A 26,756-nucleotide genomic window follows, 5' to 3' on the forward strand; every position below is an offset into this window, starting at 1 on the left:
CGGCCATGTGACGAGCACCAGCACCTACGGACCGCAGCGACGTACGCACCTGGAGGAACTCGCCGGACGGCTCCCCGAGCGCGGGCTCGTCGGTCGCATGCTGGGCGGAGACGACCCCGTGCTGTGGGTGTGGCACCCCGAGACCGGGAACCAGACGATCATCTTCGCCGCGCCGACGATCGACGGCTGGATGTTCCTGTGGTCTCCCGACGGCCAGGAGAGCGCCGAGGACCCGGGAAAGACGGCCGACGCCGTGACGCACCTGCTCTCCGGTACCGGCCGAGGCGGGCCGGGGCCGGATGGCTCAGATGGCGATGACGACCTTGCCGAACGCCTCCCCTGAGGCGTAGTACCGGTAGGCGGCGGGGGCGTCGTCGAAGGCGAACACCCGGTCGATGACCGGACGCAGCCCATTGGCCTCGATGACGCGGTTCATCTCGAGGAACTGCGCCCGGCTGCCGACCGCGACGGCGCGCAGGGTCGCGCCGGAGGCGAACAGCGCCCGAGGGTCGATCGGCCGCGCGGTGCCGGAGACGAAGCCCACACAGGCCACATGGCCCGCCATCGCGACCGCTTTCAGCGACTGTTCCAGCAGACCGGCGACGTCGACGACGCGGTCGGCGCCGCGCCCTCCGGTCAGCTCACGGACCTCACCGGGCCAGTCGGGTGTGGCCCGGTAGTCGACGACCTCGTCGGCGCCGAGCTCGGCCAGGCGTGACGCCTTCGCCGGGCCGCTCGTCGTGGCGATCACCCGGGCTCCGAGAGCCTTGGCGAAACGCAGCGCGAACAGCGACACCCCGCCGGATCCCTGCAATACGACGGTCTGACCGGCGCGCAGTCCGGCGCCGTCGCCGGTCAGGGCGTTCCAGGCGGTGACCGCGGCGCAGGGAAGCGTCGCGGCCTCCTGGTAGGAGAGGTGAGCGGGAATCGGCACAAGGGCCTTCTCGTCGAGCAGCGCGAGTTCGGTCAGCATGCCGTCCAGAGACCCGCCCAGTTGCGCGAGGTGCTCGACCCCGAACGGGCCGTCCTGCCAGCTGGGGAAGAGCGTGGCCGTCACTCGGTCGCCGGCACGCACCGAGCTCACGCCGGGTCCGAGCGCCACGACCTCGCCGGCTCCGTCCGACACCGGCACCACATCCGGCTTCACCGGCAGAACGTAGTCGCCGCGCACCACCATCAGCTCGCGGAAACTCAGCGATGCGGCCCGTACGGCGACCAGCACCTGCCCCGGGCCGGGGACGGGGTCCTCATGCTTCCTGATCGACAGGCCGTCCAGCCCGGCGCCACTGTCGAGGTGATAGCTCCGCATCAATGGGTTCCTTCTGCTCCCGGCGCCCGGCGCTCAGCCGTCCAGGCCAGTCTCGGCGGCCAGCGGGACTTCGCCGGCGGTCTTGCTGTAGCCGAGCGCCTCGATGATCTGGCCATGGCGCACGTGCATGAGGTTCACCCCGCGCACCGAGTCGGCGGGGCCGTCGCCGAAGCGGTAGCGCCAGCGGATCGTCGCCCGGTCGCCCGCGACCACCACCTCCTCGGGCTCGAACTGCGTGGTGCGGTCCTCGGCGAGCGCCTGCCAGAAGGCCAGGCAGGCTTCGCGACCTTCGTACCGGTCGCCGTCGGGTGCCGGCTGAACAGCCTCCATCACGCAGTCGTCGCCGATCAGGTCGGCGAGCACGGACGGGTCGTGGTGGACGAAAGCCTGGTTGAACCGGTCGATCACGTCGGCGGTGGTGCGCTCGGACATACGGCCTCCAAGGAGATAGAACGTTCGGTATACGCATATGTATATCGACCGGTTGTTCTACTCGTCAAACACACGAAGACCTCCGTGTGTGGCGTGGAGCTCGGGCATCTCCACCACACCGGAGGTCTTCCTGTTGATCAAGCGGAGCCGTCGACGACGCTCATGGTCCGTGGGTCAGAGGCCCTCGTCCGGGCTGAAGATCTCGTAGTGGATGCGGTCGGCGGGGACGCCCAGGTCGAGCAGGCGCGTCCGCACCGCGCGCATGAACGGCACAGGACCGCAGAGGTAGGCGCGGGTGCCGTCGAGGATCTCGACGCCGCCCAGGTCGACCAGGCCCGTACGCTCGGCGGGCCACCCCTCCCCCGGCTCCTCGTACCAGACGTGCGTGACGGCGTGGGGGATCTTCTCGCTGAGCAGTTCCAGCTCGCCGCGGAAGGGGTGGGTGAGCGGGGAGCGGTCGCCGTGCACCACGGTCACCGGCCGGGTGGTCGCGGTCGCGGCGAGGTGGGCCATCATGCTGATGATCGGGGTGGCGCCGATGCCGGCGGAGGCGAGCAGCAGGGGGCAGTCCCCCTCATCGAGGGCGACGTCGCCGAAGGGGGCGCTCACGCGGAGGATGTCCCCCTCGCGGACGTTCGCGTGCAGCCAGTTCGAGACCTCGCCTTCGGGGTCGCCCGCCACCCGCTTGACCGAGATCCAGTGGTCGGAGCCACCCGGCGCGCAGGACAGGCTGTACTGCCGGATCTGGCGCGCCCCGTCCGGAAGCTCCACCTGGACCGAGACGTACTGGCCGGGCCGGAAGGGCGGCGTCGGGCCGCGGTCGGCGGGCCGCAACATGAAGGTGGCGACGTCAGGGGTCTCCTCGACCCGCCCGACCACGCGCCACGGCCGCCACACGTCGCCGTCGGCGACGCCGGACTCGGCGTACAGGCGCGCCTCCAGGGCGATCAGCGCGCCGGCCATCAGCCAGTAGACCTCGTCCCACGCCGCCGCCACCTCCGGGGTCACCGCGTCCCCGAGCACCTCGGCGATCGCGGCGAACAGGTGGCGGTGCACGATGCCGTACTGCTCCGCGGTGATGCCGAGCGAGGCGTGCTTGTGCGCGATGCGCTCGAGCAACTGCTCGGGACGGGTGTCCGGGTGCTCCAGCAGCGCCACCGCGAAGGTGGCGATGGAACCGGCCAGCGCCCGGCCCTGTGCGCCGTTGGCCTGGTTGCCCCTGTTGAAGAGGTCGCGCAGCAGCTCCGGGTGGGCGGTGAACATCTTGCGATAGAAGATCGGGGTGATGTCGTTGATCGCCCCTCCGACGGCGGGCAGGGTCGCGCGGACGACGGCGGCCGATTCTGCTGAGAGCATGACGAACTCCTTAACATGATTTTGAGATACCAATTTCAGCCGCGCCGTTCACCGCAGCCGGAAAGGAGTGTGGACGAGGGTCAGGCGGGTGGAGAGGTGAGCAGCTGGAGGAGCATCGGCCTGGAGGAGTCGCCGACCAGATCGCGTACGGTCAGCGGATCGAGTGAGGAGTAGAACGCCTCCTGGGCGTCACGCAGCGCGCCGCGCAGGCGGCACGCTCCTCGCAACGGGCAGGGCGGCTCGTCGTCGCATCCGACCACGTCATCGGCGCCCTCCAGTTGGCGCACCAGCCAGCCGACGGAGGCGTCGCGACCGACTCCGGTGATCCCAAGACCGCCTCCCCTCCCCCGCCGGGTTTCCAGGACGCCGAGGTGCTGCAGCCGGCTGACCACCTTGGCGACGTGCGTGTACGGCGCGGCCACGGAAGCGGCCACCTCCCTGGAGGTGGGCAGCTCCTCCGCTCCGTCTATCACCGCCAAGCGCATGGTCACCCGGAGCGCGAGGTCGGTGAACTTCGTCAACCGCACGTCATAAAAGCTAGCAAATCGGCATCTGAGGGTCCAATTTGGGGCCCCACATACGACCAGGATGGGGAGCCACGGACGCGTCCGGGCGTGAGGTGGGTGCTAGGCGCCTGATCAGCGAAGCTTGGGGTCCACGTCGACGACCGTGCAGACGGCGCGCCAGACCCGCTTGGCGGCCACGCCGTCGGCGAGGGCCTGCTCGACGGTCTTGCCGTCGAGATCGGCGATGACATAGTCCTTCGCCCACGATTCGGCGTACGCCTCGCCGAAGTGGCGGTGCATACGACTCCAGAAGTCCGTCAGGCGCATCCCCCAAGTATGCTGCCGCGCCAGAGTGGCCTCAAATGCCGGGAGAGCCGTGCGTCTCGCCGAACGGGGCGGCGCGCAGCGAGGCGGGGCGCCGCCGGCCGGAGAAGATCGCATCCGTTTTTGTCGGAGGGCGCAGGCATGATGGCGACCTGACATCCCTCGCCCGCGGCGACGCCTCGCCGCCCCCTGTTGAGGAGGACGACGTTGAGTGCTCCCCGGCCTCTTCGCGCCGCCCGCGGCAGCGCAGGCTCGGCGACTGCGACGCTGCGCCAGAGGTCGATGGGGTGGCGTAACGGCCGCGGCGCATGCGCGGGTCCGGGCAGCGGCGAGCCGTTACGCGAGAGATGGCCATAGCCTGGGAGAAGCCCCGGAGCGCCCGCCGCGAGCCGGCCGTCGGCCCAGTGCGTGACCATGCGACAGCCACGCTGAAACCGGAGAGCCGGGAGAACCTGGAGACCACCATGCGAGACCGTTCCGCGGTTCCTCTTCGCCCCGACGGGCCGGGCCCGTACGCCGCCGCGGGTGTCCGATGAACGTGCTCGACCACTTCGGGCCGGTGACCAGGGAGTGGTTCACCGGCGCCTTCGCCGCGCCGACGGCCGCGCAGGAGGGCGCCTGGTCGTCGATCGCGCGCGGCGACAACACGCTGGTCGTCGCTCCGACCGGTTCGGGCAAGACGCTGGCGGCCTTCCTGTGGTCGCTCGACCGGCTCGCCACCGAGCATGCCGGTGCCACACCGGAGCCGGACAAGGCGCCCGGACGGCTGTGCCGGGTGGTGTACGTCTCCCCGCTCAAGGCGTTGGCCGTCGACGTCGAACGGAACCTGCGCGCGCCGCTCACCGGGATCAGGCAGACCGCCCGCAGGCTCGGCCTCCCCGCGCCGGAGATCTCCGTGGCGATCCGATCGGGTGACACGTCCGCCGAGGACCGGCGCCGCTTCGCGACCCGCCCGTCGGACATCCTGATCACCACACCCGAGTCGCTGTTCCTCATTCTCACCTCGCAGGCGCGCGAAGCCCTGCGGGGGGTGGAGACGGTCATCGTCGACGAGGTGCACGCGGTCGCGGCCACCAAGCGCGGGGCCCACCTCGCGCTGTCGCTGGAGCGGCTCGACGCGCTGCTGCCCCGTCCCGCGCAGCGCGTCGGCCTGTCCGCGACCGTACGGCCGGTGTCCGAGGTGGCGACCTTCCTCGGCGGATCACGCCCCGCCACAGTGGTCCAGCCGCCCTCGGAGAAGGTCATCGAGGTCGACGTGGTCGTCCCGGTCGAGGACATGACGGAGCTGGCGCCTCCTCCTCCCGGCATGGACGGCGAGCCGGCCGAGCACCGGCGGAGCATCTGGCCGCACGTGGAGGAGCACCTGCTCGACCTCATCGAGGCCCACCGGTCCACGATCGTCTTCGCGAACTCGCGCCGCCTCTCGGAGCGGCTCTGCACCCGCCTCAACGAGCTGGCGGACGAGCGCGCGTCCGCCGAACCGGCGGCGGGGCCGGGCCGGCCCGGCGGTCCGGGGTCTCCGCCGGGACAGGGGCCATCCGCGCCGCCACCGGGTCGCGGCGGAACGGTCGACGACGAAACCGCCGCCGGGTCACGCCCCCGCGGCTCTCTCGGCACCCCGGACGAGATGATGGCGCAGGCCGGGGCGTCCCGCGGCGCGCCCGCCGAGATCGTGCGCGCGCACCACGGCTCCGTGTCGAAGGAGGAGCGGTCCCAGATCGAGGAGGCGCTGAAGTCGGGGCGGCTGCCCGCCGTCGTCGCGACCTCCAGCCTGGAGCTGGGCATCGACATGGGGTCGGTCGATCTCGTCGCGTGCGTGGAGTCGCCTCCGAGCGTGGCCAGCGGCCTGCAGCGCATCGGCCGCGCCGGGCACCAGGTCGGGGCCGTCTCCCGCGGGGTGATCTTCCCGAAATACCGCGGCGACCTCGTCCAGACGGCGGTCGTCGCCGAACGCATGAAGAGCGGCCAGATCGAGGAGCTGCGCTACCCGCGCAACCCTCTCGACGTGCTGGCCCAGCACATCGTCGCGATGACCGCGCTCGACGAGTGGACGGTGGACTCGCTGGAGGCCCTCGTCAAGCAGGCCGCGCCGTACGCGACGCTGCCCCGGAGCGCCCTTGAGGCGACGCTCGACATGCTCGCGGGCCGCTACCCCAGCGAGGAGTTCGCCGAGCTGCGGCCGCGCATCGTGTGGGACCGGGTGACCGGAACCCTGCGCGGCCGGCCCGGCGCACAGCGGCTGGCCGTGACCAACGGCGGCACGATCCCCGACCGCGGGCTCTTCGGTGTCTTCCTCGTCGGCGAGCGGGCCTCCCGGGTCGGCGAGCTGGACGAGGAGATGGTCTACGAGTCCCGCGTGGGCGACGTCTTCGTGCTCGGCGCGACGTCCTGGCGGATCGAGGACATCACCGCCGACCGCGTGCTCGTCTCCCCCGCCCCCGGACAGCCGGGCAAGCTGCCGTTCTGGCACGGTGACGCCCCCGGCCGCCCCGCCGAGCTGGGCCGGGCCGTCGGCGCGTTCGTCCGGGAGCTGTCCGGTGCGGGGCTCCCGGCCGACGGCGGCCGTAAGCCCGGTGGAAAGGACCGGCGGCCGGAGGCGTCCGCCGCGGCCCGGGTCAGCCAGGCCGGGCTGGACGAGTTCGCCACCGGCAACCTGCTGGCCTACCTGGCCGAGCAGCGCGAGGCCACCGGATACGTGCCGGACGATCGCACCCTGCTCGTCGAGCGCTTCCACGACGAGCTGGGCGACTGGCGGGTGGTGATCCACTCGCCGTACGGGGCGCGTGTGCACGCGCCGTGGGCGCTCGCCATCGGGCGGCGGCTGCGCGAGCGGTACGGCCTCGACGTGCAGGCGATCCACTCCGACGACGGCATCGTGCTGCGCATCCCGGACACGCTCGACGAGCCGCCCTCGGATGTCGCGGCGTTCGACGCCGACGAGATCGAGCAGATCGTCACCGAGGAGCTCGGCGGCTCGGCCCTGTTCGCCGCCCGCTTCCGTGAGTGCGCCGGGCGCTCCCTGCTGCTGCCGCGCCGTACGCCGGGGCGGCGGACGCCCCTGTGGCAGCAACGCCAGCGCGCCGCGCACCTGCTGGCCGTGGCGAGCAAGTACGCCGGGTTCCCGGTCGTGCTGGAAACCATGCGCGAATGCCTTCAGGACGTCTTCGACGTGCCCGGGCTGGTCCGGTTGATGCGCGACATCGCGGCCCGGCGGGTCCGGCTGGTCGAGGTCGAGACCGCCCAGGCGTCGCCGTTCGCCGCGTCGCTGCTGTTCAACTACGTCGGCGCGTTCATGTACGAGGGCGACGCGCCGCTCGCCGAGCGCCGCGCGCAGGCCCTGGCCCTCGACACCGCGCTGCTCGCCGAGTTGCTCGGCCAGGCGGATCTGCGCGAGCTGCTCGACCCCGACGTGATCGCCGAGGTCGAGCGCGAGCTGGCCCGGCTGGACCGGCCGCTCCGCGATCCCGAGGATCTGGCCGACCTGCTCCGCACCCACGGTCCGCTGCTCGCGCAGGACGTGTCGATCCGCGAGGGCGACCCCGCCTGGCTGACCGAGCTGGAGCGGGCCCGCAGGGCCATCCGGGTGCGGGTGGCGGGCGAGGAGCAGTGGGCCGCGATCGAGGACGCCTGGCGGCTGCGCGACGCCCTCGGCACCCCGCTTCCCGTCGGGGTTCCGCAGGAGTTCCTCGATGCCCCGGCCGCCGCCTCGGGTCCCGGTTCCACCGCACGGCCCGATCCGCTGGCCGACCTGATCGCCCGACATGCCCGCACGCGCGGCCCTTTCCCCGCCGACACGGCCGCCGCCCGGTTCGGGATCGGCGGCGCGGTGGCCGGCGACGCGCTGAGACGCCTGGCCGCGAGCGGGCGGGTCGTCTCGGGCGAGTTCCGCCCCGGCGGGCGCGGCGAGGAGTGGTGCGACGCCGAGGTGCTGCGGATGCTGCGCCGCAGGTCGCTGGCCCGGCTCCGCAAGGAGGTGGAGCCGGTCCCGCCCGAGACGCTGGCCACGTTCCTGCCCGCCTGGCACGGCGTCACGCCCGCCCGGCCGTCCCACGAGCACGGCGCCGACGGAGGGCGGCGCGGCGGCCCCACGCGGGCCATGGACGACCTGGTCAACGCGATCGAGCGGCTCCAAGGGGCGGCGGTGCCCGCTTCGGCGCTGGAGACGCTGATCCTGCCCGGGCGGGTGCCGGGCTACTCTCCCGCGCTCCTGGACGAGCTGACCGCGTCCGGCGACGTCATCTGGTCGGGCCAGGGGTCTCTGCCGGGCGGCGACGGCTGGGTGTCGCTCTACTTCGCCGACACGGCTCCGCTGCTGCTCCCCGAGCCCGCCCAGATCACGATGACGCCGCTGCACGAGAGCATCCTGAGCGTGCTGAGCGGCGGCGGCGCACTCTTCTTCCGTGAGCTGTCCAACCGGGTCGCGTCCCTGGCGATCGGCGCGGCCGGGCCGGGCGAGGCCGTTCCGGACGACCCGGCCCTGGCCGCGGCGCTGTGGGACCTGGTCTGGTCGGGACGGGTCACCGGCGACACGCTGGCTCCGTTGCGGGCGGCGCTCGGCTCCGGGCGGCCCGCGCACCGGCCCCCGGCGAGCCGTTCGCTCCGTGCCCGGCGCGCGGTGCTGCCGACGCGCAGCGGGCCGCCGACGGTCAGCGGCCGATGGTGGCCGCTGCCGGCTCCCGCCGTCGACGGCACCCAGCGGGCGCACGCGCAGGCCGAGATCCTGCTCGAACGGCACGGCGTGTTGACGCGGGGCGCGGTGGGCGCGGAACGGCTGCCGGGCGGGTTCTCCGCGGTTTACCAGGTGTTGCGGGCGTTCGAGGAGAGCGGCCGCTGCCGCCGGGGCTACTTCGTCGAGGGGCTCGGCGGCGCGCAGTTCGCGCTGCCCGGGGCGGTGGACCGGATGCGCGCCATGTCCCCGGGCGGCTCCGCCGCGTCGTCCACGGCCGGCGCGCCCGCGTTGGAGGACCTGTGGACGACCCCGCCGCCGCGCGCACCCCGGCGTGTGGTCGTGCTGGCCGCCGCCGATCCGGCCAACCCGTACGGCGCGGCGCTGCCCTGGCCCGACCGGCCCGGGGAGATCACGCACAAGCCGGGCCGCAAGGCGGGCGCGCTGGTGGTCCTGGTCGAGGGGCGGCTCGTGCTCTACGTGGAGCGCGGCGGCAAGACGCTGCTCTCCTTCGGCTCCGGGGAAGCCGGGGGCGGCCTCGACGGCGACGACCTCCAGTCGGCGATCGACGCGCTGGCCCAGGCGGTGCGAGACGGGGCGCTGGGCAAGCTCACCGTCGAGCGGGCCGACGGGGCGGCGATCATCGACTCGCCCCTGGCGGCGGCCCTGGAGGCGGCGGGCTTCCATCCGACGCCCAAGGGCCTGCGCATCCGCGCCTGAACGGCTCGTCTCGCCCGGAACGCCCCCGCCGGGTCCGGACGAGACGAGCCGTTCAGGAGACCACCTTCTCCGGTGCTTCGAGCAGCTCCTTCAACGCGCGAAGGAACAGCGCCGCGTCTCTGCCGTTGATCAGGCGGTGGTCGTAGGCGAGGCCGATGTTGGTGACGGTGCGGCTCACCACAGCTCCCGCTTCGAGCCGTAGCTCGTCCTGCGGCGCCGTCACGGCGAGGGCGCACACGTTCCCCGGGAAGATCAGCGGGATCGCGAGCGTCACGTCACCGTCATGGTGCAGGGTCACCACGATGTTGGCCCCGGCCAGGTCGCTCTCCCGGAAGTCCCCGGTGATGGCGGCCAGGCGATACTTCATGAGCAGGTGCGCGACCTCCCGCACCGGCCGGCGGGCGGCGTCGTGGACGACCGGCACGTACAGGCCCTCGCCGGCGTCGAAGGTGACGCCCACGTTCGGAACCTCCGCGGGCATGGCATGGCCGTCGTCGACGAGCGTGGCGAAGAACAGCGGGAACGTCTCGTGGAGCCGGGCCACCGCGCACGTCACGAGTTCGGGCAGGCTGACGGGCCGTCTGACCTCCCTCGTCAACCCGGCCGACAGTTCGAGCGCCGCTCCGACGTCGGCCCGCACGACCGTGTACGCCGCCGGAACGGTCTCGTGTGACGTTCGGACCGCCCGAGCGACCGCCCGTTGCACCCGCGAGAGCGGGTACGGAACGCCGCCGGGGGCCGAAACGGATTCGGCACCGGACGCGGAGCCGGGCGGCCCTCCGGGCGTCTGGGCGGACGCCCCACGGGGCGGCCCATCGGAGGGGTCGGAGCGTGCCGGGCGATCGGCCACGAGCCGTTCGATGTCCGCGCGGCGGACCACGGAGACGCCGAGACGGCGTACCTCCGCCGGATCGATGCCCAGCTCGTCGATCAGCTCCTGCGCGGGTCCGGTGACCAGCGGCCGGTGAGCGCTCCGGTCGCCGGACACGGGCCCCGAGCCCGCCTCCGCGGCGGAGGCCGGATCGGCCTCCGGACCCGGGCCGAAGGCGTCCGGGCGCCCGTCACGGGGGTCCGCGGCGAGGGCGCTCCCGCCGGCCGTGGCATTCGGCGCGGGCGTGGGGCGCGCGTTCTCGGGGGTGAGGCGGGCGATCACGGTCCCCGGAGGGCAGTCGGCGTTCACGGGGACGGCCTGCCAGACGAATCCGTCCTGCTCGGCGACCAGTTCCTCCGTGGCCTTCGACGTCTCCAGAACCGCGATCGGGTCGCCCGTCCCGGCCCGCTGCCCGTCCTCGACGAGCCACTCCACCAAGACGTAGGAGCTGTCGTTGCTGTTGAACTTGGGCACCCGGATGTCAGTCACGCAGGGCCTCCAGCACGGCGTCGTAGATGGTGGACTCCCCTACGAGGACGGCGCTCTCCAGGTGGGCGGCGGCGGGGATGACACTGCCGACGGAGTTGACCTGCGCCACCGGCCGCCGGAGATCCCGCCACATCAGGCGGTGGATCTGGTGCGCCACCTCGCTCCCCCAGGTTCCGCCCGCGGTCCCCTCTTCCACGACGAGTACGGCTCTCGCCCGGCGCAACGCGGGCCCGAGCCGTCCCGCGCCGACGGCCCGGGCGCCGGAGTCAGTGAGGTCGAAGGGGTCGAAGGGGTACAGCCGCGAGGGCACGTACAGGCAGCAGGTGATCTCGTGGTCCAGCAGCAGGGCGCGCATCGCGCGGGTCACCCGGTCGACCATGCCGCCGGGCGCGATGATGACGCAGTCGGCCTCCTCGGGGTCGTCCAGGAAGACGCGCGCCACGCCCGGCCCGGTGTGCCCCGCCGGGATCATGTCGGAGCGGAACGGGTCGGGGACGTCGTACATCCTCCGCGTATAGAGCACTTTGTCCTCGAAGAACACGGACGGCTCGCCCGAGGCCAGCATGGCGTTCATGACCGCCCGGTTGTCGTGGAGCGGCGACATCTCGTAGACGGACAGCCCCGGCACACCGATGAAGTGCTTCTGCAGGCTCTGGCTGTGGGTCGGGCCGTACCCGCGGCCTCCACCGGTCGGGCAGCGGACGACCATCCGCATCGGGACGCGGGTGCCGTACATCGAGCACGACTTGGCGGCGAAGTTGACGATCTGGTCGAAGGCGAGGGCGACGAAGTCGCCGAACATGATCTCCACGATGGCCGTGTCGCCGCACAGCGCGAGACCGGCGGCCAGCCCGGTGATGCCCGCCTCGCTGATCGGCGTGCCGAGCACACGCCCCGGGAACCGGCTGGAGAGCCCCTTGGTGATCTTGAACGCCCCGCCGTAGGGGTCGAGGATGTCCTCACCGATGACGTACGCGGCCGGGTCGGCCTCCAGGACGCCGTGGAGGGCCGCGTTGAGATTCTCGGCTACCCGCATGGTTCCCACCTCGACAGCGGGCGCGCGGAGATCTCGCGGACGATCGCGGCGACCCGGTCCCGCTGGATCTCGTCGGCCCGCGCGAACCTGCCGGCATCGGCCTGCGCGTACCGGCGGTACCAGTCGTGCGCCTCGGCCTCCCGTACGGCGTCGCGGGGGCGGGTGTCGTCGCCCTTGCTGTGCGGGCCGAGCCGGTGGGTGGCGAACTCGACGACCAGCGGCCGGTTCTCCAGCCGCACCTCCGACACAAGGGGCGCCAGCTCGTCCCTGATCACTCCGATGTCGGTGGTGTCGACCCGGTGGTGGCGCGCCCCGAACGCCTCGGCGCGGGCGGCGACGGTCCCGGCCATCTGCCGGGCGGTCGGGGTGGACTGCGCGATCCCGTTGTTCTCGACGACCACGAGCAACGGGAGCCGCCAGAGCGAGGCGATGTTGAGCGCCTCGTAGACGGCGCCCTCGCCCCAGGTGCCGTCGCCGATGAAAGCGCAGGCCAGCGCGCCCGGAGAGGTGTTCTTCAGATGCAGGGCGACCCCGGTGGCCACCGGCAGGCTCTCCCCCTGGACGCCGGTGGACATGTAGCGATCGCGGTAGACATGCTGGCTGCCGCCCACACCTCGGCAGACGGCCCCTTCCCTGCCCATGATCTCGGCGAGCAGCCCGGCCGGGTCCTCGAACCGGGCGAGGTAATGGCCGTGGCCGCGATGGTTGCTGAAGACGAAGTCGTCCGCCCCGAGCAGCGGCCGGAGGGAGACCGGCACGTACTCCTGGCCGAGGCAGGTGTGCGTGGTGCCGGCGAGCAGGCCCTGGCCGAAGAGGTCGAGCAGCGCCAGTTCGAAGTGCCTGATCAGAAGCAGCAGGTCGAGATCGCCGTCGTCCGGGAGCGGCGGGCGGGCGAGTACGGCGGACGGCTCGGTCACCGGCCGCCGTCCACGCCGACCGGCTCCTCGCCCGCGGCGCCCTCGATGCTCCGCAGCACGCCCGCGATGGTGGGCGTGTCGAAGAAGACGTCGAGCGACACCTCGACGCCCAGCCGCTTGCGCATGCGGGCGATGATCTGGGTGATCGTCAGCGAGTGGCCGCCCAGGTCGAAGAGGTCCTCGTCGTCGCCGATCTCGTCGATGCCGAGCACTTCCTGCCAGATGGCCCTGATGTCGTCGGCCGGGCCGGGCGCTCCGGTGCGGGCCACGCCCGAGGACGCGGGGCTGTCACCCGAGAAGGTCGGTCGGTCGCCCGTCAGGATGTCTCCGATGGCGGAGTCCGGATTATTCATGATCGCTGTCAGGTCCTTCGCTGTCTGGGTGACTCCCGCGACCGCGCGCGGGTCGTACTGCATGATCACGTCGAGTCCGTCGGGGCCGTCGACGGCCTGAATGTGCAGGACACTGCGGACGGAACCGGTGAAGACCGCCCAGTCGACCGCCGTCCGCAGCCCGGCGAACTGGGGCTCCGGCCCCCGCCTTCGGTAGCTCAGGGAGACCGGCGCCATCGCCGTACGGGGCCGGAGCCCGCGTACGGCCCGGGCCAGGGGCACCGGCCGGAACCGGTACATCAGCCGCAGTTCCGCGTGGAGCTGTGTGGCGAGTTCGGCGACGGTGGTGCGCGGCGACGGCGCCGACGCCACCGGCAGCTCGTTGACGAAGAGGCCGATGTGGTCGCGCGACTCCGGCGTCCGCGTGGACATGTCCACCGCGCACACCGGCTCCTCGTTCCCGTACGCGTACAGCAGCGCGTGCACGGAGGCGAGGAAGAGCTCGAAACGCGAGACCCGCGGCGCCCCGGGTACAGCGGCGGCGGCCGGGCCGCCGTCGAGAAGGCCGGGCACCCGGAAGGTGTGGACCGCCCCCCGCGCCGCTCCTCGCGACCGCGCCGTCCCGTCCGGCGGAGCGGACAGGCCGGGCAGGAGCACTTCTCCGGGTTCGCGCCGGCGTTCCCGCCAGAACTCGCGGGCGTCCACGAGCAGCCTCTCCATCCGCGCGCGTTCGGCCGCCGCGTGGTCGGCGTATGTCCCGGACAGCGGGGAGATCGGGTCGCCGTTGTAGAGCGCGGCCAGGTCGCGGAGCAGGATGTCCTTGGACTCGCCGTCGAAGACCAGATGGTGCGCGACGATGATCAGAACGTGCCGGGCGGGCGCGACCCGGACGAGCCGGAACCGGACCAGCGGCCCCGCCTCGACGTCGAACGGCCGCTGGACCTCCTCGCGGACCAGATCGTCGAGGTCTCCGGCGAGGGTCACGTCGATGCTCGGGGGCAGGCCGGGCACCTCCACCGGCACGCCGTCGTGCTCCCGGATCGCGGTCGCCAGGACGGGATGGCGGTCGGCCAGCACCTCACACGCCTCGATCAGCCGGGGGGCGTCCAGATGCCCCTCGAAGGTCACCAGCAGCGGCATCCGGTAGGCCGTACCCGCCCGGCCCATGCGCTCGGTGATCCACATGCCGACCTGGGCGGGTGACGCCGGCGTCGGGACGTTCATGGGCGCGCCCGCAGGGCCCGCTTGTCCACCTTGCCGCCGGCGTTCCTGGGCAGGGCGTCCACGGTGACGATCCGGGAGGGGATCTCGTGCTGGGCCAGCCGCTCCGCCAGGAAGGCGCGCAGCGCCGCGAGGGACACGTCGCCGTCTTCCGGCGCACCCTCGCTCGACCGGTCCGGCCCGGGAGCGCGCGGGACGACGGCCGCCGCCACGGCCATGCCGAGCACGGGGTGCGGGAGGCCGTAGGCGGCCGCCTCCGCCACGGCAGGGTGGGCGTGCAGCGCCTCCTCGACCTTGAGCGTGGAGACCTTGAACGCTCCCGACTTGATCACGTCGCTCTCCCTGTCGACCAGGTAGAGGTAACCGTCCTCGTCGATGTAGCCGAGGTCCCCCATCCGGATCCAGCCGCCCCGGAAGACGTCGGAGGCCGCGTCGGAGTCGTTGTAGTACGAGCGGGGCACGGCGGGCGAGCGCATCCACACCTCGCCGGTCTCTCCCGTGGCGACCGCCTCTCCTTCCGGCGAGGCGATCCGTACGGCGCCGCCCGCCGCCGCCCTGCCGACGGACCCCGGCCGCTCCGGGTCGACGATCATGATCGTCTGGGCGGGCGCGGCCTCGGTCGAGGTGTAGTAGTTCGCGATCGTCGCGTTGGGGAACATCCCCGCCAGCCGGGTGGCGACCGCCGTGGGCAGCGGCGCCGCGGCGGAGCCGAGCAACAGGACGCTCGACAGGTCGTGCTCCTCGCGGCGGCCCAGCAGTTCGGCCGCCATCGCGGGGACCAGGAACACCGTGCCCGCACGGTGGTCCGCGATGAGCCGGGCGAAACGGTCGGGGGTGAACCGGGGCAGGGTGACCACGGCCGGATGCGCGTTGAGCGCGTTGACGAGCATCATCTGCCCCGCGTTCGTCCCGATCGGGAAGGCGTGGACCAGGTGCCGCGAGTGGGCGAACATCCGCATCCCGGGACGGCGCGGGTTGAGCACGGCGCCGAAGGCCAGGTTGGCGTGCGTGGCGGCGACGCCCTTGGCCGTACCCGTGGTGCCCGACGTGTAGAGGATCTGCGCGACGGCGTCCGGCTCGTTCGGCAGTCCGGGCGGCTCCGCCGAGGCCCGGGGCAGGTCGGCGAGTTCGCCGATCGTCATGGAGATCGAGCAGTGTGCCGCGATCCGCGCGACGTCCGCCGCCGGTGCGCGGTCCGCGAGGGGCACGGCCACCGCACCGGCCTTGAGCACTCCCATGAACGCGATCGCGTAGTCGATCCAGCGCGCGGCGGGGAAGATCAGCCCGATGCGCTCTCCGCGTCCGATCCCCATGGAGAGCAGGGCGCCCGCGACCTCGTTCGAGCGCCGCTCCCACTCCTCGAAGGTCAACTCGCCGGTTCCCTGGACGATCATGGCGACCTTCCCGGGCTCCGCGGCGGCCCGGGCCGCGAGCAGGGCGGGAAGCGCCGGCGTTTCGAGCGCGGTCCTCACAGAACGACTCCGAACGATCCGATGAATGATTCTCAGCCGCCGACCTGTCCGGCGCTTTACTGGAAAGATTCTTTCCAGTTATGTCGGGACCGGATTCTGACACGCCGACGCGACAGCCGACAAGGGGGCGATCAGATCACCCGGCAGCACCGGTCGCACCGCCGCCGAAGGGGTTGTGGCCGAAAGGATCTGATGCCACACTTGACCTCCCGATAACTGATAAGAAACTTTCCTATTCTTTTCAGCCGACATCCGCCTCGGCCGTTTCGGGCTGCGGTCATTCGATCCGTTGGAGGCGTACGCCTTGACGCTTGCCATCTCCGACATCCCGCTGTCCCTCGGGCAGGAGCGGCTCTGGTTCCTGCACGAGCTGAACCCGGGCGACGCCTCCTACAACATCTGCGTCACCGAACGGCTCCGCGGGCCGCTCGACCCCGTCGCCCTGGAGCACGCCCTCGGTGCGGTCATCCGGCGCCACGACGTGCTGCGGACCCGCTACCCCGCGGTGGACGGGCGCCCCGTACAGGTGGTCGAGGACGGCGTCCCCGCGCTGGAGCGCGTCACCGCCCCGGACGAGGAGCGGGCGGCGGAGCTGGTCGCCGAGCTGACCAACCAGCCGTTCGACCTCGCCCACGGCCCCGTGATCCGGGCCCGCCTGATCACGCTCGGCGACACGGGGAACGAGACGCCCACGGCGGCCGAGGCCGAGCACGTCCTCGTCGTCGTCCTGCACCACATCGCGGGTGACGGCTGGTCGCTTGGGGTGCTGTTCCGCGAGCTGGCGGCCCATTACGCGGCCTTCCTGGACGGCGCGCCGCCCGCCGTCCCCGACCTGCCGATCCGGTACGCCGACCACGCGATCCGCCAGCGCGCCACGGACGACACCCGGGAACGCGACCGCTCCCTGGCGCACTGGAAGGAACGGCTGGCCGGGGTGCCGGTCCTCGCCCTGCCCACCGACCGGCCGCGCCCCCGGGTACGGAGCTCGCGGGGCGAGTGCGTCACCCTCCGGCTGCCCGCCTCCCTGACCGAGGGGCTCACGCGGCTCGCGCGGGCCGAGCGGGTCACGCCGTTCATGCTGCTGCTCACCGCCTTCCAGACCCAGCTCTCGCGATACTCCGGCCAGCCGGATTTCTGCGTCGGGTCCCCGGTGGCCGCGCGCGAGGACGAGGAGACCGAGCACCTGATCGGCTTCTTCCTCAACACCCTCGCCATCAGGGCCGACCTCTCCGGCGACCCCACCTTCCGGGAGCTGCTCCGCCGTACCCGCTCGACCGTGGTGGAGGCGCTGGTCCACCAGGACACCCCGTTCGATCGGCTGGTCAGCGAGCTCGGCGTCCAACGCGATCTGAGCCGGACCCCGGTCTTCCAGACGCAGTTCAGCCTGCGCAACGAGACGAACGACCGCCTGAGCCTCGCGGGTGTCGTCGCCGAGCGGTACGACCCCGGATTCCGGCAGGCGAAGTTCGACCTGTCGCTGGAGATCGTCCCGGCCGGGGACACCCTCGACGCGTTCTTCGTCTACAGCGCCGACCTCTTCCACCGCGAGACCGTGGAGCGGTTCGCCGCCAACTTCGCGACCCTGCTGCGGTCGGTGACCGGCGATCCCGAAACACGGGTCTCCGAGCTTGCGCTGCTCGCGCCCGCCGAGCACGCGCTTCTCGACGGATGGAGCCGCTGCCCCGACGTCCCCGAGCCGCCCGCGCCGACGCTTCCCGAGATGGTCGCCGCGACGGCTCGCCGCTCTCCCACCACTGTGGCGGTACGATACGGCGCGGACGAGCTGACCTACGGCGAGCTGGAGGAGCGGGCCGGAGGGCTGGCGGGCCGGCTCAGGGATCTCGGTGTCGGCCCCGACGTCCTTGTCGGGATCCGCCTGGAGCAGTCCCTCGACCAGGCCGTGGCCATCCTCGCCGTGCTGAAGGCGGGCGGCGCGTACGTGCCGCTCGACCCGGAACAGCCCGGGGAACGCCTGCGGCACATGCTCGACGGCGTGGCCGTGCTGATCGCCGGGACCGACGGCGTCCAGGAGGGCCCCGAGAGCGCGACGGCCGCTCCCCCGCCCGGCTTCACCGGGCCCGTGGTCGATCCGGACGAGACCGGCACGGGTGACGCCGGCGCGCCGCCGTCCCCGGACGATCTCGCCTATGTGATCTACACGTCCGGGTCGACCGGACGCCCGAAGGGCGTGGCCGTACAGCACCGGCAGGTCATGAACTACCTGGCCGACGTACGGGACCGGTTCGGCGTCGCCGAGGGCGGCAGCTTCGCCCTGCTCCAGTCGCTCACCTTCGACTTCGGCATGACCGTGTTCTACCTGGCGCTCATGACCGGGGGCACGCTGCACCTGCTGCCGTCGCGGATCTCCGCCCCCGAGCTGGCCGCGCGCATGCCGGAGATCGACGTTCTCAAGATGACGCCGTCCCACCTCGGCGCGCTGGCGGCGGACGTCGCCGCGCGGGATCTCCTTCCCCGGCGGCTGCTGATCCTGGGCGGCGAGGGGTCGAGCTGGGAATGGGCGCGCGACCTGGCCGCGCTCGGCGCCTGCCGGGTGGTCAACCACTACGGCCCGACCGAGGCGACCATCGGCGTCACCACGTACGACGTCGAGGCGGGCGCCGAGCCGACCGGGCCGGTCACCCCGATCGGCCGGCCCCTCGGCCACGCGCGCGCCTTCGTCCTCGACGCGCACCTGCGACCGGTGCCGGTCGGCGTGCCCGGCGAGCTGTGCGTCGGCGGCGACCGGCTGGCCCGCGGATACCTCGGCCGGCCCGATCTCACCGCCGAGGCGTTCGTCGAGTCGGAACGGCACGGCCGGATCTACCGGACCGGCGACCTGGCCCGGTGGCTTCCGGACGGCACCCTCGAGTTCCTCGGCCGCCGCGACCTGCAGGTGAAGATCCGCGGCTACCGGGTCGAGCTCGGCGAGGTGGACGAGGCGCTGCGGCGCTGCCGGGGCGTCGGCCACGCGGTGACCGACACCCGGCACGGCGAGCTGGTCGCGTATCTGGTGGCCGAGGACGGCTTCGCGGCGGCGGACCTGCCGGGCGTCGCCGAGCTGCGCCGCGACCTCGGCGCGCGGCTGCCCGACTACATGGTGCCGACCCGCTACACCTGGCTCGACACGCTTCCGCTGAAGGGGCACGGCAAGGTCGACCGGGCCGCGCTGCCCGATCCGGAGGGCGACCGTCCGGACCAGGAGGTCCCGTTCGAGCCGCCGGCCGACCCGGTCGAGGAGATCATCGCCGCGGCCTGGTGTGACGTGCTCGGCCTGCGGCGGGTGGGCGTGCTCGACGACTTCTTCGATCTCGGCGGCCATTCGCTGCTGGCCACCCGGGTCGTGGCCCGGCTGCGTCGCGAGCTGCCGCCCGGAAGTCATCCGATCGCCCTCATGGACCTCTTCCAGCGGACCACCGTCCGCGAGCTGGCCGAGCTCGCGCGAAGCGGCGGCGGCCCGCGCGGCCTGCTGTACGAGCTGACCCCGCCGCGCGCGGGGCGGGTCGCCTCGACCCTGGTCTGCGTGCCGTACGGCGGGGGGAGCGCGGTCGTCTACCAGCCGCTCGCCGACGCGCTGCCGGAGACGTGGGCGCTCTTCTCGGTCGCCGTTCCGGGGCACGATCTCGGGCTGGCCGAGGACCCGCGTCCGCTGGGGGAGGTCGCGGAGCGATGCGTCGCGGAGATCACGGAGAAGGTGGCCGGCCCGCTCGTGCTGTACGGCCACTGCGGGGTCGGCGGCGCGCTGACCGTCGAGATCGCCCGGAGGCTGGAGGCGGCGGGGAGGGCGGTGGATGCGATCTACCTGGGCGGCGTCTTCCCCTTCGCCCGTCCGGTGAAGGGGCTGCTCGGGCGGTGGGCCGCGCTGACCCGGCTGGAGCGGCTGCGCAGCGACCGCGCGGACGTCAACTGGCTGACCGCGCTCGGCGCCGACCTGTCGGACCTGGACGACGAGCAGAAGGCGTTCGTCGTGCGGAACATGCGGCGGGACGCCCGCGAGGCCGAGGACTACTTCACCCGGCTGATCGACGAGGGCACCGACCGGCTGTCCGCACCGATCATCTCGGTGGTCGGCGAGTACGACCCGGCGACGGACTACTACGAGGAGCGCTATCGGGAATGGGGGTTCCTCACTGACACGACCGCCCTGGTCGTCCTGGACGAAGGCGGCCACTATTTCCTGAAATATCGGGCGAATGAGCTGGCGGCCGTCGTCACCTCCCCCCATCGGGGGCTCTCCGAGAGCGACCCCCCGAGCGACGCGGAGCGGGACCCCCGAAGCAGGACAACCACCACCGGCCAAACCACGGGCCAAACCATCGGCCACACCGCCGGACCCGACCCCTCGGTGCGCCGGTTCCTCGCGGTCGCCCTCGGTCAGATGGCCTGCCTGATCGGCTCCACGCTGACCGAGTTCGCCCTCCCGGTGTGGGCGTACCTCAAGACCGGCTCCATGGCGCAGTATGCCGTGCTCCAGATCCTCGCCGTGATCCCGGGCATCCTGGCCGCGCCCCTCGCGGGCGCGATCGTGGACCGGTCGAGCCGCCGTACGGTGATGATCGCCGGAAACGTGGCCGCGCTCACGATCCAGACGGTCGCCGCGCTGCTCCTGTGGGCCGGCCGCCTCGGCATCGGGCCCCTGTACGTCCTGCTCACCGCGTTGTCGGTCGCGTTGACCTTCCAGCGGCTGGCGTTCACGTCGGCCGTGCCGCAGATCGTGCCGAAGCGGTATCTCGGGCACGCGAACGGCGTCACGCAGACCACCCTCGGCGTCGCGCAGTTCATCGCGCCGCTCGCCGCCGTGGGCCTGCTGTCGGCCGCGGGGCTGGAGGGCATCCTCGTCCTCGACGTGGCGGGGCACGTGTTCACGCTGGTCGTTCTCGCGCTCGTGGCCTTCCCCGCGACGATGGCGCACCGCCGCAGGGAGAGCGTCGGCCGGGAGATCGCGGAGGGGTTCCGGCTGTCGATGGGCAACCGGAGCTTCCGCGCCATGGTGATCTTCTTCGCCCTGCTGTCGCTCGGCCTCTCGCCGGTGTTCATGATGTACTCGCCCCTCGTGCTGTCCTTCGGCACGCTGACCGACGCGGGCGTGATCGCGGTCGTCGCGGGCGCGGGGGCGGTGTGCGGTGGCCTGACGATGGCCCTCTGGGGCGGCCCCGCCCGCGGGCGGATGCGCGCGATGCTGCTGACCACGGCGTTCATCGCCGCGTCCTGCCTGGTCGTGGGGCTCGACACCTCGCTGGTCCTGATCGGCGTGGGCGCCTTCGGGGTCTCGTACGGCCTGGCCCTGGTCAACGGCGTCTACGCGACGATCATCCAGGTGAAGGTGCCGCAGCGTTTCCACGGCCGGGTGTTCGCGCTCAATCAGATGGTCGCCTGGTCGACGATCCCGCTGGGGGTCGGCGTGATCGCCCCGCTCGGCACCCGGCTGCTCGGCGACATCGGCGCGATGTACCTGGTGTTCGCGGCGTACATCGCGGCCGTCACCCTCGGCGCGCTCCGCACCCGCGTCCTGGCCCGCTTCGACGCCGAGGTGCCGGACGCCACGCCCGACGACCTCGTCGGACTCGAACGGCGATCGGGCGGATCGGCATGAGAAGCGCCGGGATGTTCGCACGGAACCGCACAGAAAGGGACGAAATGCTGAAGGAACGGCTGGCCGAGCTGGTGTCGGAGTCGTGCGACGGCGAGATCAGCAAAGCCGAGGCCCTGGACGCGACCGTGCCGCTGTCCTACCTCGGCGTCACCTCACTGGCCCAGATGCGCCTGATCGACGCGATCGAACGCGAGTACGGCGTGGAGGTCGACCTCGGTGGCGACGTCTCCTTCCTCGACAGCGTCGACGGGCTGGCCACGTGGCTCGCGGCGGCACGGTGATCTCCTTCGCGGGCACGCGCTCGGGCACCGCGCCGCTCACGTGGGGCCAGCGCGCCATCTGGCAGGCCATCCTGCGCACGGCGCCCGACGACCATTACTTCAACTTCGGCCGGGTGGTCGAGGTGCCGAGAGGCGCCCGGCCCGCCTCGGCCGCACAGGTGTCGCGCGGGATCGGCCTGCTCGTGGAGCGGCACGAGGCACTCCGCACACTCGTCGGGCCGGGCCCGTGCCAGGACCTGCGCGACCGCGGCGAGCTGCCGATCCGGGTCGCGGCGGACGCCGACCCGGCCGCGCTCCTGGCCGAGCTGTCCGCCACCGCCTTCGACTACGCCGAGGAGTGGCCGCTCCGGGTGGCGCTCGTGACCACGGGCGGACCCCTCCGCGCGGAGGAGGTCACGCACGTGGTGCTCGTCTTCTGCCATCTGGCCGCGGACGGGCACGGCGCCGAGCAGGTCGTCCGCGACCTGCGGCTGTTCCTCCTGCGCGGCGCGATCCCCGGCGACCCGCCGCGGCAGCCCCGCGACCTGGCGCGGTGGCAGGGGTCCCCGGACGGGAGGAGGCAGGCGGCCGGCGCCGCCGCCCTCTGGGAGCGCGAGTACGGCAGGATCCCGCCCACCATGTTCGGCCGGCCGTCCGGCGTCCCCGAGCGGCCGCCCATCCGGCGGGCCGTCCTCACGTCGCCGGCCGTCCACCTGGCCACCCAGCGGCTCGCCCTGCGGTACGGCGCCAGCACCTCGACGGTCCTCCTCACGGCGGTGACCGCGCTCGTCGGCGAGGTGACCGGACACGAGAACGTCGCCGTCCTGCCGATCGTGAGCAACCGCTTCGGCCGGGACACCCGGACCGCGGTGACCACTCTCTCCCAGGAAGGGCTGTTCGTCCTCGGCTCCGCCCCCCGCGCCGGACTCGGGGGCGCCTTCCCCGACCTGCTCGCCGCGGCCCGCCCGGCCGTGCTGCGGGCCTACCGGAGCGGGTACCACGATCCGGACGACCGGGAGCGGATCACCGCCGAGGCCGGCCGGGAACGCGGCGTCCCCGTCCACCCGTACTGCTGCTTCAACGACATGCGGTTCGCGGAGCGGGTGGAGGAGCACGACGACGAGCTGATCCGGCGGGCCCGCGCGGAGACCTCGATGTCCTGGCCTCTCAGCCAGAACGAGCTCAACTGCCGGTTCTGCGTCCACGTGAGCGAGGCGACGCGGATCTCGGTCACGGCCGACACCCGATGGCTTTCGGCGGCGGACGTCGAGCGATACCTGCTCGATCTGGAGCGGCTGCTCGTCGAGGAGGCCCTGCGGTGACCGCTCGCGTGCGCGCATACGCGACCCCCACCTCGTGCGGGCAGGGCGAGTCGCTGGAGTTCCGCCTGGAGGGCCCGCCCGAGATGGGCCCCGAGATGAGTGTCGCCGTCCATGACGCGACCTGCGACCGGCTCATGCTGACGACGTCCGTACAGGGGCCGTCGTGGCGGCTCGACGTGCCGCCGGACTGGCCCAGTTCGCTCTACCGGGCCAGGTTCGTCGCCGGCCCTCCCGAGCCGGACGTGTCCGTGCCCCGCGCCTCCGGCGAGCTTCCCGGCACGGCGACGTCCTCGGACGACGAGGTCTACTTCGTCGTACGGCAGGCCGTCCCGGGCACCACGTCGCCGATCCTCGTCTCGATCCCGTTCGCCACATGGCAGGCCTACAACCGGGCGGGCGTCCCCGGGGAGAGCGTGTACTGGACCGAGCAGCCGGACCGCGCGGCGCGCGTGTCGTTCGACCGGCCCGGCGGCGGGCCCCCGCCCGAGCGCTGGGAGGACGGCCTGCTGCGATGGCTCGGCCCGGCGGGGTACACCGTGGAGTACTGCTCGGGCCTGGACCTCGATCTCGGCCTGCTGTCCCGCTACCGGCTGCTCGTCGTCAACGGGCACGACGAGTACTGGACGGCCGGGATGCGCGACGCCTGCGAGGAGTTCGCCCGGCGCGGCGGGAACATCGCCTTCCTCTCCGGGAACACCTGCTGGTGGCAGATCCGCATGGAGGGCCGGACCATGGTCTGCCACCGCGACCCGGTGAGCGACCCGGTCGAGGACCCCCGCCTGACCACGGTGGAGTGGTCGAGCGCGCCGGTCTCCCGCCCGGAGAACGCGCTGACCGGGGTGAGCTTCCGCAACGGAGCGGGCACGTGGGGGCCGTCCATGCCGCTCATGCGGGAGGAGCCGTACACCGCGAGGTTCGCCGCGCACTGGGTCTTCGAGGGCACCGGGCTGACGGACGGCGACAAGTTCGGCCAGGGTGCGCTCGGCTACGAGACCGACGCGGCCGAGTTCACCGAGATCATGGGGGTGCCCCGGGTCACCTGCCGCGACGGCACCCCGCCGTCGTTCGTCGTGCTCGCGACGGCCGACCTGCGGCACTGGAGCACCTGCGGGCAGGGCGGCTGGGCCACCATGGGCGTCTTCTCCCTGGGCCGCGGCACAGTCTTCAACGCCGCCACGGTCAACTGGGGCAACACCCTGCACGACCCGGTCGTGAACCGGATCACGCGCAACGTCCTGGACCGGCTCGCACGACCGGCGCGGCCACGCTGGGAAGTGATCGGCCCGGCCGCAGACATCCGCGCGCTCGCCGCCTGGCGCTCCACCCTGTACGCAGTGGGCGCCGACGGCGGCCTCCTGACCCGCGAGCTGTGCGGACAGAACCTGCCCTGGCGGCCGATCGGCTCCGGCGGCGGGGTGATCTGCCTGGACACGCCGCGGGAGGCCGCCGCCGGCCTCGGCACCGGCCTGTACGGCGTGACCGCGGACGGGATGCTGCGCTATCGCGAGGCGGAGGCGGGTCCCGCGGAATGGACGGACGTGGGACCGGCTCCTCGGGGCACGATCGCCCTCGCGGTGCATGACGGCGCGTTCTTCGCCGCCACGTCGGGCGGCCGCCTGTGGACGGCGCCCTTCGGCGACATGGCCGCCGACGCGCCCGTCTGGCGCGACATCGGCGACTCAGGCGGCGCGATCTGCCTGAGCGGGAGCAACGGCCGTCTCTACGCCCTGGGCGCGGACGGGCGGGTCCGCACCCGCCTCCCGGTGACCGGGCCGGAGCCCTGGTCGGACCTCTGCGGGGCGCCGGGGGCGGCGGTGCTCGCCGCCCACGCGGGCCTGATGGTGTCGGCCGGTGGAGGCCGGGAACTGATGTGGCGGACCGCCCAGAAGCCGGTCGTTCAGAAGCCGGTCGTTCAGAAGCCGGTCGTTCAGAAGCCGGCCGCTCAGAAGCCGACCGGGCCGTAGATCGCGGCGGAGGCGCCCGTCGTCATGGCCCAGTAGCGGTCGCCGTAGGACCAGTGCCACCACTCGGTCGGGTAGTTCACCAGCCCGACGGCCTCCAGGGCGGCCCCGAGGACCTTGCGGTTCTGCCGGGCGTCGTCGCCGATCCCGGGCGCGTCGGTGTAGCAGGCGCCGCCGCTCTGCTCGGGGTTGTCGTTCACCGCGGTGCCCATGTCGAGTTCGACGCCGTCGTCGCCGCACAGCGTGAGATCCACCGCCGCGCCGGCGGTGTGCGGCGCGACCTCGATCGGCGAGACGTACCGGCTGGCGGCGCTGTGCAGCTCCTCGGGCGACATTTCGGGAAACGCCGCCCGGAGCTCGTCCTTGTAGTCCTCGAAGTACGTACGCTGCAACGCGGGCGGGCGATATCCCTCCACGACCACGATGTGGTACCCGGCCGGCAGCAGGGCCTGCGCGTCCTCAAGCCGGGCCAGCACCCCTTCCCGCAGGTGCGCGTACGCCCCGGCGTCGTCGGCGAGACGACCGTCCACGCGGAGCCTGCCTCGGACGTCGTGGAGCGGCTCGCCGCACTCCTCGACGGGCAGGGAGGTCACGCGGGGGTCGGAGATGAGGACGATGTCAGACATGACCAAAAACCTACCCTGCTCTTGCCGACGCGCGGGCTGAGCGGACCCGAGGGCTGCCGCAGGCGATCAGACCGTGGACGAGAAGACCTGCTCCCGCGCCTGATCCAGCGCCGCGACCAGGGCGCCCCGCAGGATGGGGTCGCCCTCGACCTGGGTGACCGCGACCTTGGGGCGGCTCGGGCAGATCCGGGCCACCGCCTCTTCCACCCGGCGGGCCAGTTCCCAGCCCCCGGCCCGCCCGATGTCGCCGCTGAGGACGACCAGCCCGGGGTCGAGCACCACCGCCACCGCCGCCACCCCCACCGCGAGCCGCCGGGCCAGATCCTCCAGGAAGCCGGAGTTGCCCGTGGCGACGGCCGTCCGGACGAGGTCGGTGACGGGCGCGGCGGCGAGGCCGTGCCCGGCCGCGATCTCGGTCAGAGCCGTGTTCCCGACCAACCGCTGGAACGAGCCGGACTGGGGGTCCGTGACGTCCGCCGGCAGCGGCTCACCGGGGACGGGAAGCCAGCCGAGCTCGCCCGCGCCGCCGGAGATGCCCCGATGAAGCCGCCCGCCCAGCATCACGCCGAGCCCCTGACCGACGCCGGTCCACAGGATGACGAAGTCGTCCACACCCTTGGCGACGCCGTACGCCTGCTCGGCGAGGGCGACCAGGTTGACGTCGTTCTCGATGGCCACCGACCCGCCGAGCTCGGCCCGCAGCCCGGCGAGGACGCCGACGTGCCAGGCGGGCAGGTCGAACGAGTAGCGCACGTCACCGGTCGCCGGGTCGACCACGCCGCGCGTGCCTATCACGAAGGACCGCAGCCGGGCCATGTCCACGCTCGCCGTCGCGCAGGCGCGGAGCACGGCGTTGCGCACGATGCCCACCGGATCGGCGGCCTCGCTGGGGTCGACGGTCACCTCGGCCACCACCGTCCCCGTGATGTCCGCGACGAGGGCGGTGACGCTGTCCGGCACCACCTCCAGAGCCGCGACGTACGCGCTGGTGGGGTCGACGGCGTACAGCGCCGCGTTGGGGCCGCGGCCGCCCGGCCGCTCGCCCGCCATGGTCACCAGACCCCGTTCCTCCAGCCGCGCCAGCAGCTGGCCCGAGGTGACCCTGGAGAGCCCGGTCAGCTCTCCCAGCTCGCCCCTGGTCAGCGGGCCGTGCGCGACGAGCAGTTCCAGCGCGGCCCGGTCGTTCATCTGACGCAGCAGCCGGGGTGTTCCCGGTCGTAGTGACACCGGCCGCGTCTCCTCTCGTCACGATCCGCTAACGGCATGTTTTTTTTAATAAAGTTTATTGTTAGTTTAGCCCCAGCCGCCCCGGAGGCAAGCGATCAGGCCACGGGACGCGCCAACCG

18 protein-coding genes are annotated in these 26,756 nt (G+C 72.7%); 6 read left to right on the top strand and 12 right to left on the bottom strand.

Annotated elements, in window-relative coordinates:
- Positions 1 to 7 precede the first annotated feature (7 nt).
- Positions 8 to 343 carry a hypothetical protein gene (locus tag AWQ71_RS14330; protein WP_067132729.1) on the top strand — a complete coding sequence of 112 codons (336 nt, stop codon included), beginning with the start codon at positions 8 to 10 and terminating at the stop codon, positions 341 to 343.
- On the opposite strand, the gene AWQ71_RS14335 is transcribed toward AWQ71_RS14330, so the two are convergent.
- The 5 genes from AWQ71_RS14335 to AWQ71_RS40160 form a co-directional block, all read right to left on the bottom strand.
- Positions 305 to 1,309 carry a zinc-dependent alcohol dehydrogenase family protein gene (locus AWQ71_RS14335; RefSeq protein ID WP_067132731.1) on the bottom strand — a complete coding sequence of 335 codons (1,005 nt, stop codon included), beginning with the start codon at positions 1,307 to 1,309 and terminating at the stop codon, positions 305 to 307. The two genes, AWQ71_RS14330 and AWQ71_RS14335, sit on opposite strands and share 39 nt — an antisense overlap.
- Before the next feature lie 33 nt (positions 1,310 to 1,342).
- Positions 1,343 to 1,741, bottom strand: coding sequence for a nuclear transport factor 2 family protein (locus tag AWQ71_RS14340; RefSeq protein WP_067132734.1), 399 nt, complete (start codon positions 1,739 to 1,741; stop codon positions 1,343 to 1,345).
- 174 nt (positions 1,742 to 1,915) lie between these two features.
- Complete coding sequence (locus tag AWQ71_RS14345; protein WP_067132737.1) at positions 1,916 to 3,097, bottom strand: globin domain-containing protein; 1,182 nt, start codon at positions 3,095 to 3,097, stop codon at positions 1,916 to 1,918.
- Between the two features lie 80 nt (positions 3,098 to 3,177).
- A complete protein-coding gene (locus tag AWQ71_RS14350; RefSeq protein WP_067132740.1) occupies positions 3,178 to 3,624 on the bottom strand; it encodes an RrF2 family transcriptional regulator in 447 nt (148 codons plus the stop codon).
- Between the two features lie 111 nt (positions 3,625 to 3,735).
- Positions 3,736 to 3,930 (bottom strand): DUF3046 domain-containing protein, encoded by a 195-nt coding sequence (locus AWQ71_RS40160; RefSeq protein WP_084258879.1) that lies wholly within the window; start codon positions 3,928 to 3,930, stop codon positions 3,736 to 3,738.
- Positions 3,931 to 4,459: 529 nt separating this feature from the next.
- Between AWQ71_RS40160 and AWQ71_RS14355 the strand changes: the two genes are divergently transcribed.
- Positions 4,460 to 9,313 carry an Lhr family helicase gene (locus tag AWQ71_RS14355; RefSeq protein WP_067132743.1) on the top strand — a complete coding sequence of 1,618 codons (4,854 nt, stop codon included), beginning with the start codon at positions 4,460 to 4,462 and terminating at the stop codon, positions 9,311 to 9,313.
- Between the two features lie 52 nt (positions 9,314 to 9,365).
- On the opposite strand, the gene AWQ71_RS14360 is transcribed toward AWQ71_RS14355, so the two are convergent.
- Genes AWQ71_RS14360 through AWQ71_RS14380 form a run of 5 tightly spaced genes read right to left on the bottom strand, consistent with a single transcriptional unit; the run spans position 9,366 to position 15,651 of the window.
- On the bottom strand, positions 9,366 to 10,673 hold the full coding sequence (locus tag AWQ71_RS14360) for a 2-oxo acid dehydrogenase subunit E2 (protein WP_067132745.1): 1,308 nt from the start codon (positions 10,671 to 10,673) through the stop codon (positions 9,366 to 9,368).
- The gene (locus AWQ71_RS14365; RefSeq protein WP_067132748.1) at positions 10,666 to 11,709 is read right to left on the bottom strand and encodes an alpha-ketoacid dehydrogenase subunit beta; all 1,044 of its coding nucleotides are present in this window, start codon (positions 11,707 to 11,709) and stop codon (positions 10,666 to 10,668) included. The genes AWQ71_RS14360 and AWQ71_RS14365 overlap by 8 nt, the downstream gene beginning before the upstream one ends.
- Entirely contained in the window at positions 11,700 to 12,626 is a 927-nt protein-coding gene (locus AWQ71_RS14370; protein ID WP_067132751.1) for a thiamine pyrophosphate-dependent dehydrogenase E1 component subunit alpha, read from the bottom strand. The genes AWQ71_RS14365 and AWQ71_RS14370 overlap by 10 nt, the downstream gene beginning before the upstream one ends.
- On the bottom strand, positions 12,623 to 14,182 hold the full coding sequence (locus AWQ71_RS14375; RefSeq protein WP_067132754.1) for a condensation domain-containing protein: 1,560 nt from the start codon (positions 14,180 to 14,182) through the stop codon (positions 12,623 to 12,625). Before AWQ71_RS14375 ends, AWQ71_RS14370 begins: the two co-directional genes overlap by 4 nt.
- Entirely contained in the window at positions 14,179 to 15,651 is a 1,473-nt protein-coding gene (locus AWQ71_RS14380) for a class I adenylate-forming enzyme family protein (protein ID WP_067132757.1), read from the bottom strand. Before AWQ71_RS14380 ends, AWQ71_RS14375 begins: the two co-directional genes overlap by 4 nt.
- Positions 15,652 to 15,955: 304 nt before the next feature.
- On the opposite strand from AWQ71_RS14380, the gene AWQ71_RS14385 reads away from it, so the two are divergent.
- The 4 genes from AWQ71_RS14385 to AWQ71_RS14400 are packed head-to-tail and all read left to right on the top strand — an operon-like array spanning position 15,956 to position 24,787.
- Positions 15,956 to 21,241: a non-ribosomal peptide synthetase/MFS transporter gene (locus AWQ71_RS14385; protein WP_245658281.1), complete on the top strand. Its 5,286-nt coding sequence runs from the start codon at positions 15,956 to 15,958 to the stop codon at positions 21,239 to 21,241.
- Between the two features lie 44 nt (positions 21,242 to 21,285).
- The gene (locus tag AWQ71_RS14390) at positions 21,286 to 21,522 is read left to right on the top strand and encodes an acyl carrier protein (RefSeq protein WP_067132760.1); all 237 of its coding nucleotides are present in this window, start codon (positions 21,286 to 21,288) and stop codon (positions 21,520 to 21,522) included.
- Positions 21,519 to 22,823 (top strand): condensation domain-containing protein, encoded by a 1,305-nt coding sequence (locus AWQ71_RS14395; RefSeq protein WP_169806566.1) that lies wholly within the window; start codon positions 21,519 to 21,521, stop codon positions 22,821 to 22,823. Before AWQ71_RS14390 ends, AWQ71_RS14395 begins: the two co-directional genes overlap by 4 nt.
- Positions 22,820 to 24,787 (top strand): N,N-dimethylformamidase beta subunit family domain-containing protein, encoded by a 1,968-nt coding sequence (locus AWQ71_RS14400; protein ID WP_067132767.1) that lies wholly within the window; start codon positions 22,820 to 22,822, stop codon positions 24,785 to 24,787. Before AWQ71_RS14395 ends, AWQ71_RS14400 begins: the two co-directional genes overlap by 4 nt.
- Here AWQ71_RS14400 and AWQ71_RS14405 read toward each other — a convergent pair.
- A complete protein-coding gene (locus tag AWQ71_RS14405) occupies positions 24,766 to 25,410 on the bottom strand; it encodes a M15 family metallopeptidase (protein ID WP_067132769.1) in 645 nt (214 codons plus the stop codon). The genes AWQ71_RS14400 and AWQ71_RS14405 overlap by 22 nt on opposite strands.
- A 66-nt stretch (positions 25,411 to 25,476) precedes the next feature.
- A complete protein-coding gene (locus AWQ71_RS14410; RefSeq protein WP_067132772.1) occupies positions 25,477 to 26,637 on the bottom strand; it encodes an ROK family protein in 1,161 nt (386 codons plus the stop codon).
- Positions 26,638 to 26,756 lie beyond the last annotated feature (119 nt).

This window comes from Microtetraspora malaysiensis (assembly GCF_001528665.1).
GTDB classification, from domain to species: domain Bacteria; phylum Actinomycetota; class Actinomycetes; order Streptosporangiales; family Streptosporangiaceae; genus Microtetraspora_A; species Microtetraspora_A malaysiensis.